This is a genomic window from Enterococcus sp. AZ048, assembly GCF_051715125.1.
Taxonomy (GTDB): Bacteria; Bacillota; Bacilli; order Lactobacillales; family Enterococcaceae; genus Enterococcus_A; species Enterococcus_A gilvus.
The window spans coordinates 657,501-676,414 of sequence record NZ_JBIOTD010000001.1 but is presented as its reverse complement, the minus strand read 5'-3'; the positions used below and the strand labels follow the sequence as shown (position 1 = coordinate 676,414).

At 44.4% G+C, this 18,914-nt stretch carries 17 protein-coding genes; 4 read left to right on the top strand and 13 right to left on the bottom strand.

The features are described from left to right. Positions 1-20 precede the first annotated feature (20 nt). Positions 21-1,793, bottom strand: coding sequence for a glycoside hydrolase family 35 protein (locus IGI66_RS03375; protein ID WP_438847589.1), 1,773 nt, complete (start codon positions 1,791-1,793; stop codon positions 21-23). 170 nt (positions 1,794-1,963) lie between these two features. Here IGI66_RS03375 and IGI66_RS03370 point away from each other — a divergent pair, with 170 nt between their 5' ends. Continuing rightward, entirely contained in the window at positions 1,964-2,674 is a 711-nt protein-coding gene (locus tag IGI66_RS03370; protein WP_010781632.1) for a GntR family transcriptional regulator, read from the top strand. Positions 2,675-2,688: 14 nt separating this feature from the next. On the opposite strand, the gene IGI66_RS03365 is transcribed toward IGI66_RS03370, so the two are convergent. From IGI66_RS03365 to IGI66_RS03320, 10 genes are all read right to left on the bottom strand, one after another. After that, positions 2,689-3,630 (bottom strand): hexose kinase, encoded by a 942-nt coding sequence (locus tag IGI66_RS03365; RefSeq protein WP_438847586.1) that lies wholly within the window; start codon positions 3,628-3,630, stop codon positions 2,689-2,691. Positions 3,631-3,641: 11 nt separating this feature from the next. Continuing rightward, entirely contained in the window at positions 3,642-4,649 is a 1,008-nt protein-coding gene (gene lacD / locus IGI66_RS03360) for a tagatose-bisphosphate aldolase (protein ID WP_438847584.1), read from the bottom strand. Positions 4,650-4,670: 21 nt separating this feature from the next. Beyond that, positions 4,671-5,843 carry an SIS domain-containing protein gene (locus tag IGI66_RS03355; RefSeq protein ID WP_438847582.1) on the bottom strand — a complete coding sequence of 391 codons (1,173 nt, stop codon included), beginning with the start codon at positions 5,841-5,843 and terminating at the stop codon, positions 4,671-4,673. Between the two features lie 14 nt (positions 5,844-5,857). Then, positions 5,858-6,589 carry a GntR family transcriptional regulator gene (locus IGI66_RS03350; protein WP_010781636.1) on the bottom strand — a complete coding sequence of 244 codons (732 nt, stop codon included), beginning with the start codon at positions 6,587-6,589 and terminating at the stop codon, positions 5,858-5,860. Positions 6,590-6,883: 294 nt separating this feature from the next. After that, positions 6,884-7,543 (bottom strand): hypothetical protein, encoded by a 660-nt coding sequence (locus IGI66_RS03345; protein ID WP_438847580.1) that lies wholly within the window; start codon positions 7,541-7,543, stop codon positions 6,884-6,886. Between the two features lie 59 nt (positions 7,544-7,602). Further along, positions 7,603-8,958, bottom strand: a complete 1,356-nt coding sequence (locus IGI66_RS03340) for an APC family permease (protein WP_010781638.1) — start codon at positions 8,956-8,958, stop codon at positions 7,603-7,605. Positions 8,959-9,026: 68 nt separating this feature from the next. After that, positions 9,027-10,514, bottom strand: a complete 1,488-nt coding sequence (locus IGI66_RS03335) for an amino acid permease (RefSeq protein WP_010781639.1) — start codon at positions 10,512-10,514, stop codon at positions 9,027-9,029. Positions 10,515-10,540: 26 nt separating this feature from the next. Beyond that, a complete protein-coding gene (locus IGI66_RS03330) occupies positions 10,541-11,944 on the bottom strand; it encodes a C69 family dipeptidase (RefSeq protein ID WP_438847577.1) in 1,404 nt (467 codons plus the stop codon). A 423-nt stretch (positions 11,945-12,367) separates the two neighbouring features. Further along, on the bottom strand, positions 12,368-13,771 hold the full coding sequence (locus IGI66_RS03325) for a L,D-transpeptidase family protein (RefSeq protein WP_438847575.1): 1,404 nt from the start codon (positions 13,769-13,771) through the stop codon (positions 12,368-12,370). Between the two features lie 270 nt (positions 13,772-14,041). Next, positions 14,042-15,031 carry a LacI family DNA-binding transcriptional regulator gene (locus IGI66_RS03320; RefSeq protein WP_438847573.1) on the bottom strand — a complete coding sequence of 330 codons (990 nt, stop codon included), beginning with the start codon at positions 15,029-15,031 and terminating at the stop codon, positions 14,042-14,044. Positions 15,032-15,402: 371 nt separating this feature from the next. Between IGI66_RS03320 and IGI66_RS03315 the strand changes: the two genes are divergently transcribed. Continuing rightward, complete coding sequence (locus IGI66_RS03315) at positions 15,403-16,023, top strand: LysM peptidoglycan-binding domain-containing protein (RefSeq protein WP_010781643.1); 621 nt, start codon at positions 15,403-15,405, stop codon at positions 16,021-16,023. Between the two features lie 76 nt (positions 16,024-16,099). Here IGI66_RS03315 and IGI66_RS03310 read toward each other — a convergent pair whose 3' ends face one another. Continuing rightward, positions 16,100-16,741, bottom strand: coding sequence for an HAD-IA family hydrolase (locus tag IGI66_RS03310; RefSeq protein WP_288227622.1), 642 nt, complete (start codon positions 16,739-16,741; stop codon positions 16,100-16,102). Between the two features lie 123 nt (positions 16,742-16,864). Here IGI66_RS03310 and IGI66_RS03305 point away from each other — a divergent pair, with 123 nt between their 5' ends. Together IGI66_RS03305 and IGI66_RS03300 are read left to right on the top strand one after the other, a co-directional pair. After that, entirely contained in the window at positions 16,865-17,839 is a 975-nt protein-coding gene (locus tag IGI66_RS03305) for a ring-cleaving dioxygenase (protein ID WP_438847571.1), read from the top strand. Positions 17,840-17,849: 10 nt separating this feature from the next. Further along, positions 17,850-18,470: a flavin reductase family protein gene (locus IGI66_RS03300; RefSeq protein ID WP_438847569.1), complete on the top strand. Its 621-nt coding sequence runs from the start codon at positions 17,850-17,852 to the stop codon at positions 18,468-18,470. Between the two features lie 22 nt (positions 18,471-18,492). Here the strand turns inward: IGI66_RS03300 and IGI66_RS03295 are convergent, their stop codons facing one another. Further along, positions 18,493-18,846, bottom strand: a complete 354-nt coding sequence (locus IGI66_RS03295; protein ID WP_010781647.1) for an iron-sulfur cluster biosynthesis family protein — start codon at positions 18,844-18,846, stop codon at positions 18,493-18,495. Between the last annotated feature and the right edge of the window lie 68 nt (positions 18,847-18,914).

The following is an 18,914-nucleotide window of genomic DNA, read 5'->3' as shown; positions in this document are numbered from 1 at the left end:
CTTATCCCTCTTTCGTGTCTTTATTTCATGTCTTTATTTAGTGGTTCTTTTACTAAACGTATCTCTGGTTCATAGGTGCCTTCTGTTTCAAAGATAACGATTTCATTCATTCCTTCTTTTAAAAATCCTTTAGGAATGTACAGCGACACTGTCGGTCCAACTTCCCAGAAGCGCCCGATATTCACTTGATTCACGAAAACGACCCCTTTGCCGAATTTCTCTAAATCAATGAACGTGTCTTCTAGTTCACCCAACTCGAAGGTGTACCTGTAAAAACTTGGTTGACTGGGTTGCCATTCTCTCGAATAATCGACCGCTTCACAAGAATCCAGCGGCAAACTATAGTGCGTCCAATCGGTTAAAAAGTGCAGATCTGCCATTACACCAGTGCGAATGCCTTTTTTCTGAGTATCCGCGAAGAGTTTGTGTCCATAATTGACTCGGCCCATATTCTCAATCAAGAGATCCAATTGATTGTTTTCCTGAGCCATAGAAACTTGAATGTCTTCCCCGATCTCCGTTTGATATTGCGTCGCCTTCCATTCTCCATTTAAAAACAATTGACTGCGGTCACGTCCATCAATCACTCTCAAGCGTTCTTCTTCTGCATCTTTCTCGATCATCGTTCGATAAAGCAGGTAGCCTGTGTTTTGTCCCAATTGCTCCATTGTTTGGGGATAGGTTGCTTGAACAGGTTCGCTGATCGTATCCAGTGTCGCAAAGAGGCTGACCTTGTTCGCTAATGGAATAGGTCTTTTTTCGATCGTTTGCTTGACCAAGGGTTCCAATTGCTGAATCTCTGGATAGTTTTCATGGATCATTTTTTGCAACGCGTAGTATTTTTCTGTTGGATTTCCCTGTTCGTTAAGCGGAGCTCCGTAATCATAAGAAGTGATTTGCGGGAGATCGATCACACCACGGGCGGAGCATCCATTCATGAAGCCGAAGTTCGTTCCTCCATGGAACATGTACAGGTTGATACTGCCTTGGGCCAGAACCTCTCTCACTGCCTCAGCCAATTCCTGCGGGTCCCGTTGAATGATCGGCTCGTTCCAGCGATTGAACCAGCCATCCCAAAATTCCATACACATCAACGGCCATTTCTTCTCATGTTCTTCAAAAAAGCGCTGCATCGAAGCGAAATTTTCTTTTGCCTTGGAACCAAAATTTCCAGTCACGAGAATGCCTTCTTCGATCATGCTGCCTGCTCTCAAGGTCGCTCGCCACGGCCCATCGGATGTGAAGAAAGGCGCTGTGATCCCTCGTTCGATCATCAACTCTTTGATTGAACGTAAATACGCTTTTTCTTCCCCGTAAGACCCATACTCATTTTCGATTTGGATCATCAAAATATTCCCGCCATTTGACAGCTGATGAGGAACGATCTTGCTCATCAATACGTCGTAATACTCCGCCACATGAGCCAAGTAAGCGGGTTCATTTGTTCGAAGGCGAATGGGTTCGTTTAGCAGCCATGCTGGAAATCCGCCAAATTCCCATTCTGCACAAATATAAGGAGAGGGTCGAACGATCGCATACAGCCCTAACTCTTGAGCAATCGTTAAAAATCGCTCCAAGTCTAGAATTCCATCAAATCGAAAGGCGCCTTTTTTAGGTTCGTGCATATTCCACGGTACATAGGTCTCTACCGTATTGAAGCCCAGAGCCTTCAAGTTATAAAGTGAATGGTACCAATCTGAGGGCTCTACCCGGAAATAATGGATCGCTCCAGATAAAATCTTAAAAGGCTTGCCATCAAGCAAAAAATCTTCTGTAATTTCAAATGTCGTCAAAAACTCACCCCTTAATGAAAGCGTTTTTATTATATTAATATATTAAATTATTTTAAATCCAAAGTCAAATAGTTTCTAATCCTACACGATATGTTAAAATCAACCCATAAAGGGAAATGAAAAGAGTTTAATGAAATGTTTAGTCCCTATTCATTTTTTGGAGGAATCGTATGGCAATCCCAAAATATCAAATCATAAAAGATGAGCTTAAGCAGCAAATTATTTCTGGAAAATTTGAAAATGGCGACAAATTTTATACGGAAGCCGAGTTGGCAGACATGTTCAAAGTCAGCTCGATCACCGTCATCCGTGCGTTGAACGATTTAGTTAAGGACGGATTCATTATTCGTCATCAAGGTCGCGGCTCTTTCGTCTCACGAGCACGGAAGGGAAAATTAGTAGAATTTTCCGATATCGAGCTATTCCCTATCTGCAATGATCACGTTGAGGTCTTATCGATCCAACGTGGGAATGACCCTCGGTTTTTGAGTAAGCTGGAGCTGCCGGATAAGGCCTACTATTACTGTATCGAACGTCTTCGCAATACCGAGGATGTCCCATATATCTATCAGCGGACCTATCTGCCGGAGCAATATGTGAACTCAAATTTTCCAGATTTAAGCTACTACAATTCGATCTATCAACGATTTAAGCTAGATTACAACATCCATATGAATGAAGAAGATTTTACAGAAACAAATGAAATCAAATTCCCCACGCCTCTTGCGGAAGCGGAAAAACTGCACATTTCGACCAATGAACCGACCGTCCTGCAAATCCGAGTAACAAAACGGAAAGACACGCAACAGGTTCTGGAGTACGTCGAGTCCTATAAAAAATGGAATTTCTACAAGATTGAACTTGTTTCTAAAAATCTTTGATCCGTAAGATCGAGCTAGCGCTCGATCTTTTTTACGTTGATGTTGTTAAAATGAGCGGCGACATTGGCTGGGTCCACGTGCCCGGTCTGCTTTTCCTGGGCATTCGCCATGCCAGCGGCCATACTTAGCTTCAACAGGTCTTCGGAGGTCTTTCCTTGGGACAAGCCATAGGCAAAGCCCGCAATGGTGGCATCCCCAGACCCTACAGGATTGACCACTTTTATTTCAGGGATCGTGACGCGGTAATACGCCTCTTGATGCTTTGCGATTGCTCCTGCCTTTCCTAAAGAAACGACGATCCACTCGATACCTTCGAACAATGGCTGTGAAAGGGCGTTTTGGAGTGTCTCCATTTCTGACAAGGAAAACCGTTGTCCCAGCAAAGCCTCTAATTCTTCCAGATTTGGTTTTATCAGGAATGGTTTTGCTGCGCCTTCCAGTACACTGATCAGACTCTCGCCAGAGGTATCCAGCAGGACGTGTGCCTTTTCAGTATGGGCAGCTTGAACCAGTTTTTGGTAAAAATCAGTCGGCAACCCCTTCGCCAGACTACCGGAGATGGTCACGATATCCGCTTGCTGAAGCAGTGCGGTGATTGTTTCTAAAAAGGTGGTCTGTTCTTCACTTGAGACGGTCGGTCCTGATTCTAAGATTTCTGTCTGGTTGCCCTCATGTAAAATCGCAATGGAATCGCGACTTTCCTCTTTGATCGAAGTGAAGGCTTGCTTAATGCCGGCTTTGTTGAGTTCTTCGGAAATATAGGCGCCGTGAAACCCGCCCAGCACACCTGTAGCTACCACATCGCCGCCTAGATCATGGATGACACGCGTCACGTTCAGTCCTTTTCCGCCAGCGGTTTTAGTTACTTGATCCGTACGGTTGACTGTATCGATCGCCAAAGACGATAAAGGATAGGAAATGTCGATCGAGGGATTCATCGTTACCGTTACTATCACGAGACTTCCTCCTATTTCACGAACGCTTCTTCGGCAAGCTGCACTTTGTCATGCCAAGAGCTGGCAGTCTGAGCGAGGACCGTGTTCAGGCTTTCGATATTTTCTCTGCCTTCGGTCTCTAACCATTCCCGCGCTGCTGACTCCCCAGCTTCGATGAACGGCTTGACCCCATTTTTCCAAGTCGCACGTCCGCAAAGTACCCCGTTGAAGGTCGATCCCGCTTCTTTAGCGAAGACTAAGGTCTGCTGGAACAATTCGGTTGATACGCCCGCACTTAAGAAAATAAATGGCAAGTCTGTTGCTTGGCTTTGTTCAAGGAAGTAGTTTGCGGCTTCTTCCTTAGAATAGGCCGTCTCGCCTGTTCCATAGCCTTCAACGTAGTTCATATTAACAGGCACTTCGACTTTCAATACGTCTACCTTGTATTGCGGCTTTGAAAATTCCTTCATCATCTCATTGACTTTATGAGGCTTGATTTTTGCATAAGCCAGTGATCCGGCATCTTCATTTTGTGCGTCATAAGAGACCAATTCTAAGTAAAAAGGTATGTCTTCTTGCGCGCACTCACTGCCTAAGCGTTCAATGAACCGGTGCTTTTGCTGGTTGATGGCTGCGTCTTCATCAATGTCATAGTAAAGCAAAAATTTTATCGCATCGGCCCCTTGCTCTTTCAGCCGTAAAACCGACCAATCTGACAATAAATCCGGTAGACGGCCGGGTGTTTCTGCGTCGTAGCCTGTTTTTTCATAGGCCAGCAGCAAGCCGGCATCTTTATAGCGAGCCTTTGCAGCGGGCAATCCGTATTCAGGATCTAGAAGGATCGAAGACGCATACGGAGTCAGTTCACTGGAAACCAACGCCTTAAATGCTTCAATGTGTGCATCCGTTGGTTCTACGTCTAATGCCTTGATCATCTTCTTTAAAGCGCCTCGTTGGTCGATCGCCAATGCGCTGATTACGCCCTCTTTTGTTGATAAGCGGTCCATTGCCGCCTTTTTTTCTTTGGTCAGTGTAAGCATCGTTTTCCTCCCCGTTCTTCTCTACTTGTATTCATGGATCGTAACGCCTTTTACCACACGATTCACAGTTCCTGTAGGCGATGGTGTATCCGGTTTGTTCGCTACTTTGACAGAGGTCAATAGTGCGACCGTTTGGGCCACCATGATATAGCCTAACGCTAGATACCCATCCGGCAAGCGTTCTGCCGCAGAAGCAAACTCAAATTTGTCACCTGAGAAATTCCGCTCTCCAGGCTGCGTTATGGCTAATACACTGATAGCGATTTCATCTCCGTGTACTTCCTCTAAGACATCCAAGTCATAGTCGCGTGTATAGGGATCATTATTCACAAATCCGAACATCAGCGTCTTTTCATTGATGAAGGATTTTGGTCCATGACGAAAGCCCATGGAAGAATCAAAAACAGTCGCGATTTTCCCAGCTGTCAATTCTAGTATTTTCAACTGCGCTTCGCGGGTCAAACCAGCGAGACTTCCAGAACCAACGTAAACGATTCGATCGAACTCGAGTCCGACAAGGGTCGCGAGCTCCTCTTCACGAGCGATCACTTCGCTCCCCATGTGGCTCAAGGCTTGGACATACGTTTGTTTCTCGGATAATGCGGTTTGGTCAAAGGTCAGCAAGGCGCCAAGGGTCATACAAGAAAAGCTGCCTGTCATGGCGAAGCCGTCATCGTTGGAGCGTTCAGGCATCAAGAATAAGAAGCTGTTCTCTGCTTCTTCGCTGAGCTGAGCCAGCTTTCCTTCTTCGGCACAGGTGATCGCTAAATGATGGATCGTATCGACCACATGATCAGCGATTTCTACAGCCGCCAAGCTTTCAGGGCTGTTCCCGCTTCTGGCAAAGGACACAAGTAACGTCGGCTCTTCTTTGATCAAATATTCCAACGGCTCTGCCACGATATCGGTGGTGCCGATGCTTTCAAAGCTGAAGTCTTGGACATTGCCATGTTTCCGCAGGTATGGAACCACGGTGTCACCGACATATTGGGAAGTCCCTGCACCGGTGAAGATCACTCGTGTTCGTTTCCCTTGAGCGTTCTCTTTTACTGCGGCAAGAAATTCTTCTAACGCGGCTTGCGCCTCCTGATAGAGGTGAAGGGTCTCCTCCCAAAGCTCTGGCTGCTGGCGAATCTCACGTGTCGTGATCTCAGCACCCATCTGTTCCAATTTGTCTTTTTCTACTGTAAACATCGATTCATTCTCTCCTAACTCTTTCGAATATGGCGGATCTGATAATGGAATTGATCCGCACGGGCAACACTCAGTGTGAATTCAATACGTTCATTTTTCATATTGTAGGTCTGTCGGGCTAAATGCAGGACAGGTGCGCCTACAGGGATCATCAATTGTTTCGCATCCTCCTTTGAAGCAAGACTGGCGTACAATTCTTCATCCGCCAGACGGACCGTCTGATCAAAATCTTCTGAAAAAAGATCGTACAAAGGCTTGCTGCGCAAAAGTGAATCGTCTAATGCTAAAAAGAATTTGACTGGTAAATAGGTATCTTCGATCATTAACGGCTCACGGTCTGCGATTCGTAAACGACTTAACTTAAAGACGGCCTCTCCTAAGGAAAGATTGAGATGCTGCGCAATGAACTTATCTGCTTCGATCTTTTCAAAGGATAAGATTCTCGTCTCAGGATTTCTGCCCAAGCTTTTCATCTGTTCCGTAAAGCTGTAGGCGCCCGCTAAGTCGGCTGCGTCTTTTCTGATGTCAGAGACAAAGGTCCCTTTTCCATGACGTCGATAAATAAATCCGGTGCGTTCCAGCTCTTGCAGAGCCAAACGGACCGTCGTCCGACTGACACCGTAGTGTGCTGTCAATTCTCGTTCTGAAGGCAGCTTGTCATGAGGGATCATGCTGGCCTCCATCCGCTCTTTTAATAGATCTACGAGTTGATAGTACAAAGCTTTGTTTTTAAAAGAATTTTCCATGGGATTCTCCTCTTCGCAACTGGTTATAACCACAAACCAATAGTAAGGTGGTTTTTTTAGGTCTGTCAACAATAATAATCGATTTATCATCCATAAAATTAAAAATACCTTTATACCAACGATTAGCAGGGTGCCTATTTTTAGGAATCAATCAATAGAAGCGGCCTCTTTTTTCTGCTTATAGAAATTATGCGAGAAAATCTAATACCAGTTGGTTCGAAATGAAGACCAAAACAAAAAGCCGCTGAACCAACGGCTTTTTGTTTTGACTCGATTTAATTGATGCTTACCTGCTTATTCTTCTGCTTCTAATGGGAAATCAATTCTATACGTATGAGTCGTTTCGTGGTTGTTATCTGTTTTTGCACGGAATGTCACATCCACAGCTTTGATTTCTCTGATTTTTTCTTCGTCTTTGATCTTGAAGTGAATGAAGCCATCTTTGTGGGCATCTGTCGTTGAGAATTCGTCATCGAAAATATCCATAAAGAAATCGGCGCTGACTTTTTTGCCATCTGCTAATTCAACTTCCGCTTTATCAGGCATGATGTATTTGTCCGAGGTATCTTCAATGTCTAATTTATACTTCAAGGAGAGCAAGGTTTTATAGGTATCTCCTTTTTCATCTTTAAAGTCTTTGACCGTGACTATTTTCGCATGGTCGACATCGAAGGTGATCTTGTCCCAATCTGAATTGCTGAACTGAGTATCATAGGACACGATATCCTTTACTTTTGGATCGATCCCTTCTGTTACGACTTGTTTGAAGTAGCCGTCATCTTTTAACGTCTCTTCCCCGACGACTGCCTCGTCACCTGAAGAATCAGTGTAGACTTCCTCTGAGCCGGAACCGCCGACGATCGTGCCACTTTCTTCTGTTCGCCCGCAGGCTCCTAATAATACGATCATTCCTAAAGTTGCTGCTGCTAATCCTAATTGTTTCGTTGCTTTCATGTTAATCATTCTCCTCTATTCATTTTTTTAAATGATATTTTTTGTGGTTACGTGCTTTTTTAATTGGCTGCTTGTTCGTTCTCAGCGCCTTTGATTTTTGTGACATAGATAATGACACCTAGTATGAATACGGCCAACATCACTAATAGAACTTTTAAGTTAAAATTCGTCAATAAATACATTGAGATGACCAAGGCCAAAATAGGAACGACATAGCCGCCCTTTAGGCTGAAGCCATTATTTGGAAATTGTTTCGTCTTCTTGAATTTGATGACCGCTAGAATCGATGGTACATATTGGATAAATGATGCTAACACGATGCAGGATACTAAGAAGATATAGCTGCATTGTGTTGCAAAAATACTGATCACGGATGTTACGATCACTGCCACATAAGGGGCACCGTATTTATTTTTCTTTCCAATAGAACTTGGCAATAAGTGGTGCTCTTCTGCTAATGACGCAGCCAGTGCCGGTGTGCTGAAGGATACAGCGAAGGCGACACCAAAGATCGACAGGATCATCCCTAAGATGATGATGGCATAGGCCCAATGACCGACACCGATCTTCATTGCTTCTGCAATCGGGACATCGTACTTCACGATCGTTGTCCCTAAGATTCCGATAGCGATCGTTTGAACGAGTGTGTACAAGACGGTGACACTCGCCATCACATAAATCAATGCTTTAGGAATATTTTTTTCGGGATTGTTCATTTGTGCTGCTGCAACAGGTATAAATGAAAACCCGCTGAACATATAAAAAACAACACTAAATGCGGACCCGAAATGACCGACAAAGCTTTTCGTATTTGTAACTGTGCTTGGTACGATCGGTGTGAAGTTTGTTTTATGCATGAAAAATGCTCCTAAAACTATGAAGAATAGAACAATAAAAATTTTGAAGACGGATGAGATCCCGTTGATGAATTTGACGAGCGACGTACCAAATAAATTAATGATCGCCAGTATCGTGATCAACGTGACCGGAAACAAAATTTTTACGATCCCATTATCCAATTGCGGAAAGAGATTTTTCAGTGTTCTAAGCAAGGCTACAGATTCCGCGGACAAGGTCAAACAACCTAAGAACCATGAAAACAAGCCGATTTGAAAGCCGGTAAATTTACCGAATGCATTATACGAGTAAAGCCATGCTGCCCCTGAGCCAGAAAATCGGCTGGATAGATCGGCATAACATAAGGCGATCATGCTGACTGTCATTGCCGCACACAGGATGACTAAGACACTCATCACGCCCACTCGTTGGTATATCTCTTGCGGCAAAAGAAATGCTCCTGAGCCAACGATCGCATTGATTCCTAGAAAGTAGATCGACAGAAAAGACAATTTGCTTTTGCTCGTGGCCGCCGCTGTGCCGCTGCTCTTTGCGAGCGGACTATTTGTTGTCGCCATTTTAAATCCTCCAATCTATAAGAACGAGCGCTTTGTGTTTTACAATTTCTAAAGCGCTCATTCTGGCGTTAACTTTTTGTTTCCTTTTGGCTGGAGGGCATTTTCCAGCTTTCTTTCCTGTTTCGATAAATGAACAAAGGAACCATGAAGAAGATGCCCGTAAAGATCACTACAAATACTAGATTCAGCAAGCTATTGTTCATAAACGTGATAACAAGCGCAAAAACAATCGTTGCTAGAAGTAAAAAGGACACCATGTAGGCCAAATGATTGCCTTTTTTCCCGACACGGAAAGGATGGTCTTGATTTTTATCCTGTCGTCTCATGCTGATATAGCCAATCGTCATCAAGCTGTAGGCCAGACAATACAAGACGGTCCCGCTGTTAGTGATAATGATAAAGACTGTATTGATCCCGGGGATCACAGCGTAGGCGACCGACAATAGTGAGATCGCCGCTGCTTGCACGATCAATAGCGACGGACACGCATTGAATTTATTGGTTTTCCAAAATTTCAATTTAGGTGGAAAATCGCCATTCAGCGCACTTTGTGTCATGGTTTTAGAGGCACTGACGAACCAAGTAGACATATTCGTCAACACACTGATGATCGACATTAAGCAGAACAATTGGACGAGAATGTAGGGCAAGCCTAGACGTTCCGCAAAAATTTGTAACGGTTGGACCGTGTTGTTCAACTGGATATCTCCCTTAGGAATCACATTTGCCACAAAGAAGGCGTTACACAATGAGAGAATCGCTAAAAGGACCAGTGCAATGATGACGCCTTTTGCGTATTGACCCGACGGTTTTCTTAACCGCGTAATAAATACAGAGGACATCTCGATCCCTAAAAAGATAAATATAACTCCGCTGAAGTACATTCCTGAGCCGCTAGTCAGCGACTTAGGTACTAACTTAGACGGTTCAAAGCTACCTAAGATACTGTCGGCATTAAAGCCGAATTTGATGAATGTGTACAATCCGAGCCCGAATAGCATGACCACTGGGATGTAAAAACCAAGCCATATGCCGAATTTCCCATTGATTTTTGCCATATCGAATTTTAGATTCAATAGCGTCATGGTCCAAACCAAGACCAAAATGACGCCCAAGGTATAGATCGGGTTTTCGACCAATTCTTTCTTCCCGATCAGCAGAGCAACGGTTGGCGCAAAGCCTGTACCCACCACCAGCATCGCGGGAATCATCGACATCCAGATCAGCCAGGAGGTGACAAAGCCCCATTTAGGACCGAGCGTATTTTTTACCCAAAGCTCTGGGCCCCCTCTTCCAGGGAAGGTCGTTCCAAATTCGCCTGAAATCAGTGCGATAGGAAGGGCAAAGCCGATCGTGGCGATCGCCATGTATAAAAACATATTCCAGCCGGTCGCCGTCAAGGTGGAATAATAAGGCCCCGCGACCAAGGCGAAGGTCAGCCCGATAAACGTCGTCAAAGTAATTTTAGAGAGTGTCTTTTTTCCAGTAGTGCCATCAGAAACGGTCGCATTGGGTGCTGTGGTTCCCTTTTGAATGGCCCCATGATTGTGTTCCATTGCTGTTCAACTCCTTTCTGTCCATTTTAAATGTCCTTCGTAATGTCATAGGTCAATGCCGATAAGCCCAAGCCTTGCTCCACCAACGCACCAATATGATCCAACGCAAGCTGGTTCATTTTTTCCGCATGCTTCTCATTGCACGCAGTCAAAAAGTCTTTGCGTTCTTCGCCGGTATAGTTCTCTGCTTCTTGATCGCTGGCTAAAATCAACTGATGCGCCAGTTCTTTCGCACTCGTTAAATAGCCAAAGTTCAAGAAGGCAAGTTTGTCATAGTCTCTCTCAACTAAAACAGCGAGTAAACGTGCGCGCCAGTAGGCCTGATTGCTGTCAAAGGTCAGACTCGTCTCATTGTAAAGAGATGAGGTATCCTTACTGTTGGCATAAAAAGGAACATAGGGATTAAATGCTGTAGGTCCGCTGTTCAACCAAAACAATGCGGCGAACTCAGGGTCTACGTTGTTTCGAATTTCCAGGATATGAGATTCAGCGGTACGATTCATCGAAATAGGTCGGAAAGCGTGTGCTGCCTGCTCGTCGCCTTTACTGAATGGGTCATAGATCGTTTCATCGAAGTGAGAGCTTAGAACACGACCGACATCATCCACTGTTAATCGATGAGCCGGTTGGAATGTAAATGGCATATCATCGGCTGTCGGACTGGCATTCTCTTTGCCTAAAATTTTCTGTCCATACCACACTCTAGCGGTATTGTACTTGCGATCCTGCAAATTGCTCGTCCCAAAGATCTGTCTGAAATTGAAGGTGCCGTCTTCAGGGTTCAGCGCGTGTGTCTCTACGAAGGTGCGAATGTTTGCTGAATGCATGAAATTCGCCTCGTCTTCAAAATCTACCGTTTCAATGATCGATTGGTTCGCGATGACTGCGCAATGGTCATCAGGGATACGCTGTGCGACCCAATGATGCCCGCAAGGAATCTCCATATACCAGATGTCGTCCTTATCGCTGAAGATGATCCCGTTTCCTTCGTGGGAACCGTGCTTTTCGATGAGTTTCCCGACGTATTCGACGCCTTCTCTTGCGGAAGTGATATAAGGGAGCACCATCGTTAACAGTGCATCTTCTCCTAAGCCTTCCTCTGTAAATGGATCGGCAGCCAATACAAAGGGATTACCGAAAATACTTTCTGTCGAGCTCATGGCAACATTCAATGAATTGATTCCTGCCTCGCCAAAAATGCCTAGCGTTTCTTGTTCAACAAACGGGATCATTTGATAGCCCAGCGCCTGCTCAGGATACGCTTCTGAAAAATGAGTGATCACAGAGTGGAAGGTTCCGCTAGTAACCGCATTTTCCTCTACTTGAACAAACTTCACTGGCTGGATCGGTGCCTCGGTATCGCAATTTCTCGCGATCATTGTTGATCCTGTACGTGATGCTTTTTTTCCTACTAAAACTGTCGTACACATGTGTTTTCCTTCTTTCCTTTATTGAGTATCTTTTTTAGCCCTTTAGGCTGTTCATAAACGAAAACTGCAACGCTCATAATAACTGGCTCCCTCGGTATTCATTTGTCTATCGATTGTTTATCAGTTATTTTAACCTCTCTGTTTTCGTCTATTTATAAGGATGATTTTACAGTTAATCACGTGCCTTGCTTTTTGGATCGTGTCGTTTTATGCGTCATTTTTTTGAATAGCTTCCCTCCACAAAGAAAAAATAGGACGCTTCTTCTCCATGAAAGAAGCGTCCTATTTTGGTCAGCGACAGTTATCTGTTTGCTGGTCTCAAGCCGATCACTTGTTTTTATCCCGCAAAATTCTGAGGGAATAAAACGACTTTAAACTAAAAAAAAGCACCAGAATTTTTTTCTGATGCTTGTTCCTGTTCTATTAGAAAACGACGACAGGAGTCCCTGTCTCCAAAATCGGATAAAGTTCATCCATTTTGGCTGGCGGCGTGTTGATACAACCGTGAGACCCTCGGTATAGCCAGAGGTCTCCGCCATACGCATACTGCCAATCAGAATCATGAATGCCTACGCCTGTCCGGTCGATCGGCATCCAATAGCGTACAGGACTGGCGTACTTGGAGCCGTCCTCATTCAAGCCCCGCAGAACTTGATCCGTTGATTTGCTCGTCACATAATTTACCCCAGGCGGTGTTGGTGTGGATGGCTTCCCGCTGACAATATCTGTTTCCAGCTGGACCTTGCCCTCTTTGTAATACCACATATATTGGTTTTGCAGATCGACTTCTACATACGTATTGCCGATGCCAGCTTGGACTGTTGGTGCATCGCCTGTCACGATCGGCGTGCGATCAAAATTTTTCCCTTTTAAAATCTCCCCGCTCAAGGCTTGGACCTCCGCAGGAATGTCGATAGACCAGCCATAGATTCCCATAGGTACAGAGACCTCACCTCGTTTTGTACTAGTGAAGGGTGTCGGATTCTCCTGGGTATTATAGTCTGCGTTTAGCTTGGTCACAAAACGCGTGACCTTTTCTTGATCGATCTGCACTTCTCCATTCTCGTTCGTGGTCAGCCAGCTGCTGAGTTCCTCATTAGAGAGGGCGATGGCTTTTCCATTGATCCTATAAGACGCTTTCATTTTAGTAAACTGATTTAATTTTTCCTGTTGCTTCTTTAACGTGCCGTCCTTTTTTGTCATGATCGGCCGAGCATAATACTTTTCCGCATCTACTGACGACTGACCTTCTTCCAAGCCGCGTTTTACAGCATTCTGCACAGCATCAATGTCAAAAGTGTTTCCTTGCTCTTCTGGAACAATTTTAAATGCCCCATTCTGCCACTCGATCCTAGCATTTTTCGTCGGAATCCGCGTCACATTTTTTTCTAGAAGCGTCATTCTCAACGCCTCCACTAATTGTTCCACCTGCTCACGGTCAAAGGTGTTCGGCAGCTGGTACTGATGCTTTGCAAATCCGCTCAGGCCCCATGCAAATGGACTTTGCTCCTGTTTCAGCCGTTTGAGCGCCTCTCGATGATCTTTAGACCACCCATAATCGCTGCGCTTAAGTTCCCTCCACAAATGCTTATCTAAACGAATCGCGAAAGGGGCCTCTGTCAGCTCTTTCGTGATTTTTTCATTCGCCTGCTCCACAGTCAGTCCGCCAACATCGATCGCGTTTACTTTTGTCTTAGGCAGCAACCGTTCCGCGTAATACACACTCTTGTAGGAGTAAAAACTGACCACTCCCAATAAAAGCACCAAACCAATAATGATGAGTTTCCTTGTTCCAATCGCAAAAAATACTTCCCCAACCCTTTTCAAAAACGCTCCCCCACTTTTCCATCGTCATTCTTTTCCCCCCATACCCTGAAGGCCAAAAAGAATTCATTTTATCTCCCAATATTCTACCAAAGAATTAACCCATATTGCTTAAAAAATTGAGCTTTTTTTGTTAAAAATAGAGAAATTACAAGAACACCCCCTTATTCGCCGAACTATTTCACTAATATTCGTCTAGTTTTATAGGGAAAGTAATTATTTCATAACAAAAAAGCATTTGCTCTGACGCAAATGCTTCTCTACTCTCATTGCTTATTCTGGGTCAAAGCTTACATGGAACAACCGGTCATCCATTTGGCGATCTGGCTGTTGGATCGCCATTCGAATCTTGTCCGCATAAGCATTTCCTAATTCTTTATAGGGCTGACGGACACTCTTTATTTTTGGCCGAACGATCTGCGTCACTTCTCCGCCATCGAAGCCTACCACCGTAATTTCCTGATCCAACACTCTGCCATTATCAAACACGGCTTGGTAACACCCGATCGCTAACATATCATCGCAGCAGAAGATCGCACTCACCTCTGTCTCCCTCAGCAATTCAGTAGCGCCTTGATACCCGCCTTCGATCGTCAAAGGCATCTGTTTGATGTGTGTTTCTTCTATTATAAGCTGATGATCCTGCAGCGCCTGTCTATATGCGTCAAATCGTTCCGCTAAATGATAGTGCTCTGCATCATCCATCAGAAGGCCGATCCTGCGATGCCCCTCTCCGATCAGCCACTCGAGGGCCCGATAAACTCCTGAAAATTCATCGATCTTTACTGTCCCGTAATAGCCTTCATTGAGTCCCCTATCCGCAAAAACAACTGGGATCTCCTGGTAGCGACCTTTGCGGATTCGTTGATCCTGATCGTATAGATTGGGCGTAAAGAGAATAATTCCCTCCACAGCGATCTTCGCCAACTGCTCCAGCAGCACCTTTTCCTTCTCGAACTCATGATCCGATTCGCAAATGATCAAATAGTACCCTTGCTCTTCCAAGTGTCGTTTGATCTCTCTGACGATCGCCGAAGCAAATTGTTCTGAAAAATCAGGAACGATCACACCGATCGTCTTTGATTTTTTTGCAATGATATTTGAAGCAAAATAATTTGGCGAATAGTTTTGCTCTTCGATCACCGTTAAGACCCGCTGTTTGGTTGCTTCGCTGAAGCGTCCCCCCTTCTGATTAAGGATCTGAGAGACCGTCGTCACGGAGACACCCGCCAGACGGGCAATTTCTTTTATCGTAATGGCCATGTTTCACCTCAATTTGTCTTTCATTTACCTTTTCTTAAGAAATAATCCGTCGTTTTTCCGAGGTTTTCGCCCCTACAATCGTCTGATTCTTTACAACGGGGTGTCAACATTGCAACTTTTATCAGCGCTTACATCTATTTCCCCTGAGAAACACCTCGCAAATCCCTTGTCCCTCATAGGGATTCAGACATTCTTAATAGAGATTAAGTATTTCAAAAGGCCCCTTTTCTCCATGTTTTGTTACATTTCTACATTTCCTTGTAACCTCTTGTCACTGGTTTATAACCCACGACATGAAGAAGGATGGTAAAGTAAGTCTCGTAGTCGAAATGACTGATGACATTAAAAACTTTTTTGGAGGAATTTACATAATGAAATTTGGAAAAACTCTTGTACTTACAACTTTACTAACAGCCGGTGCAGTATTTGCACTAGGAACAAACGATGCACATGCAGCTGAAAATTACACTGTTCAATCAGGTGATACGTTATCAAAAATCTCAATCAAATTTGCAGGCGATAACAGCTTGGTTCATTCAATTGCTAGTGAAAACAACATCTCTAACGTTGATATGATCTTTGAAGGACAAAACTTGACGATCGACACAGATGCAAAAGGCAATACTACTGTTGCACCTGTTCAAGAACAAGCAGCTCCTGCTCCTGCACAACAAGCACCTGTTCAAGAAGCGCCAGCACAACCAGCGGCTGCTCCTGTACAACAAGCACAACAACCAGCGGCTCCTGCTGCAGAAGCTTCAGCTCCAGCAAGCACAAGCTCAGCAAAAGAATGGATCGCACAACGCGAATCTAGCGGTTCTTACACTGCAACAAACGGTCAATACATTGGACGTTACCAATTATCTGCTTCATACTTAAATGGTGACTACTCTGCTGCAAACCAAGAACGTGTTGCGGATCAATATGTCACTTCTCGCTATGGTTCATGGGAAGGCGCACAAGCATTCTGGCAAGCAAACGGCTGGTACTAAGTCGAATAATTGATCAAAAAATCCCTCGCTTGAGGGATTTTTTTTGTTTTCAACGTCCTTTTTCTGTAGAAGTTGCTTAAAACAATCTTTGAAGGGCGAGAGGAATCTCCAACGCCTTCTCTACAAGAAGATCCGCCCCTGCTTCCGCTAATTCCTGCCGATCCCCGAAGCCATACAGCACACCGATGCTCTTCAACTGATTGTCCTTGGCACCTAAAATATCAAATTTCCGATCCCCGACCATCACCGCCGTATCTCCTTCTAATTGCTCTAATGCGTACGTGATCACGTCGGCTTTTTTTGAACGGTCACCCGCCAGGTCTGCGCCAAAAATCCCGGTGAAATATTTCGTCAATCCCGTGTTCTCGATCACCTGTTCAGCAAAAAATTCAGGCTTTGACGTCGCGATCGCTAAAGAATAGTCTTCTGACAAATCCGTCAGCATCTTTTCCACACCAGGATACACCGTCAATTGTTTGATTCCCTGATCAGCATAATACTCACGGTAGCTTTCAACAGCTTCTTGCGCTTCAGCTTCTGAAATGCCGTAAAGCGCCTTCAATGAATCGGCCAAAGGAGGGCCAATAAAGCTGCGCAGTGTCTCCGTGTCAGAAATAGCCAAGCCCTTTTTCTCCAACATGTAGCGAATGCTGTTCAAAATGCCTTCACTTGAATCGGTCAACGTGCCATCTAAATCAAATAATACAATTTTTTTCATCGTCTACCTCCTGTTTCTATCCTACTGATTCCTTGGAAAATTATCAAGTCGAGGCATTATTCTTGCTAAAAAATCAGCTTTCCAATAAACTTACTTTTAGTAAGAGTTTAGGAGGAATAAATTATGGATACACAAATTCGCGGATTACACCACGTAACAGCAATGACTTCCAGCGCCGAAAAAAATTATCGCTTTTTTACAGATATTTTAGGCTTGCGCATGATTAAAAAAACAGTCAATCAAGACGACATCGAAACCTATCACCTTTATTTTACAGATGATTCTGGTGCGCCCGGGACGGATATGACCTTCTTTGATTTCCCACAAATTCCAAAGGGAAGCAAAGGGACGAATAGTATTTCACGGACTGGTTTCCGTGTGCCGACCGACGCTTCATTGACATTCTGGGCTCAACGCTTCTCAGAAAAAGAAGTTGCTCATGGCGAGATCAACGAACGTTTTGGAAAGAAATATTTAGAATTCCAAGACTACGACGATCAATGGTTCCAATTAGTATCAGACGAAAAAAATAACGGCGTTGCCGGCGGGACACCATGGAAGAATTCAAATGTTCCTGCTGAACACGCGATCTTCGGCTTAGGCCCAACCATTGTTACCGTGGCAAAATTTGAACACCTAAAACTGGTTTTAGAAAACCTATTAGGCTTTAAAGAAACTGCTGCTGAAGAAAGCCTGCATCAATTTGAAGTTGGTGAAGGCGGAAATGGTGCGACGATCCTTGTAGATGATCAGCCAGATATGATCCCAGCACAGGAAGGCTATGGGAATGTCCATCACTTGGCCTTACGTGTTGCTGATGATGACGCGCTTCGTGACTGGATCGAAAAGATCAATGCCCTAGAATTTCCAAATTCAGGATTCGTCGACCGCTTCTACTTCCAATCAGAATACTTCCTGGCAGCACCAAATGTCTTATTTGAACTAGCTACCGATGGCCCTGGTTTCTTGCAAGATGAGACCTACGATCACGCAGGTGAAATCTTGTCATTGCCTCCTCATTTGCAATCAAAACGAGAAGAGATCGAAGAGTATGTTCGCCCCTTTGACACTTCTGACGCAAATAAGAAACGAAAATAAGGAGCGCGCTATGTACTTCTACTCTGCAAAGGATCTAACGACAAAACAAAATTATAAGTTTCTGACAGGCAGCGTTATTCCGCGACCGATCGCTTGGATCACTACGATCGATGACACAACGAATGTCGTGAATGCCGCTCCCTTCAGCTATTTCAATGTTGTAGCGAAGGACCTACCGTTAGTCAGTCTTTCTATCAATCGCAAAGAGCATCAGATGAAGGACACTGCACGAAATCTTTTTCAACAAAAAGAAGGCGTGATCCATATGGTGAACGACTCGGTTCTATCCGAAATGAACCACTCCTCAGCTTCTCTGCCTGCTGAGGAAAGTGAATTAGCCGAGAGCGGACTTACACTTGTAGACAGCAAAGAAGTCGCTGTACCAGCGATCCAGGAAGCCCCTATCCGCTTTGAAGTTCGGCTTCATCAATATGTTCCTGTAAGCGACCATGAAGGAACCGTGATCAGTGATTTGTTCATTCTGGAAGTTTTGAACTATTCGTTTGAAGAAGCTGTTTTTGATGCGGAAAAAGAGTATATCGATCCGATCTCCCTTGATCCAGCAGCACGTCTTGCTGGCGCTACTTACAGCCATATCGCTAATACGATTGATTTAGAAAGACCAAATTAAATAAGGAGTGGGCCATTTAGGCTCACTCCTTATTTTTGCGTAAATCAATGATTTGGACATTTCCATCAATCATACCACTAGGGCTTTTCAGTTTGATCAATGACATCCGTGGATCAAAAACCAAGGACATGTCGTCTTCCAAGTACAATTTTGAATGTTCTTTGATTGGAATTTCCCCAATTGGGCTTTCAACGTTCACTGTATAGTCTGAGTAATCTTGGTCTTTGTCTAAGATCAATAAGCGGAAGCTGATGTTCAATGCGCAGCTTCCCATCTTGGAGTACATCCCTACACCATCATCTAAGTCCAAAAGGATTCGACTGTCTTTGTATTTCCCTAGTCGCTCTACCAATTCATCTGAAATTTTCATATACATAGTTATCCTCACCTCACCTTGAGGATAGCACTATTCCCTTAATCCATTAAACAATTTGCTCAAACATA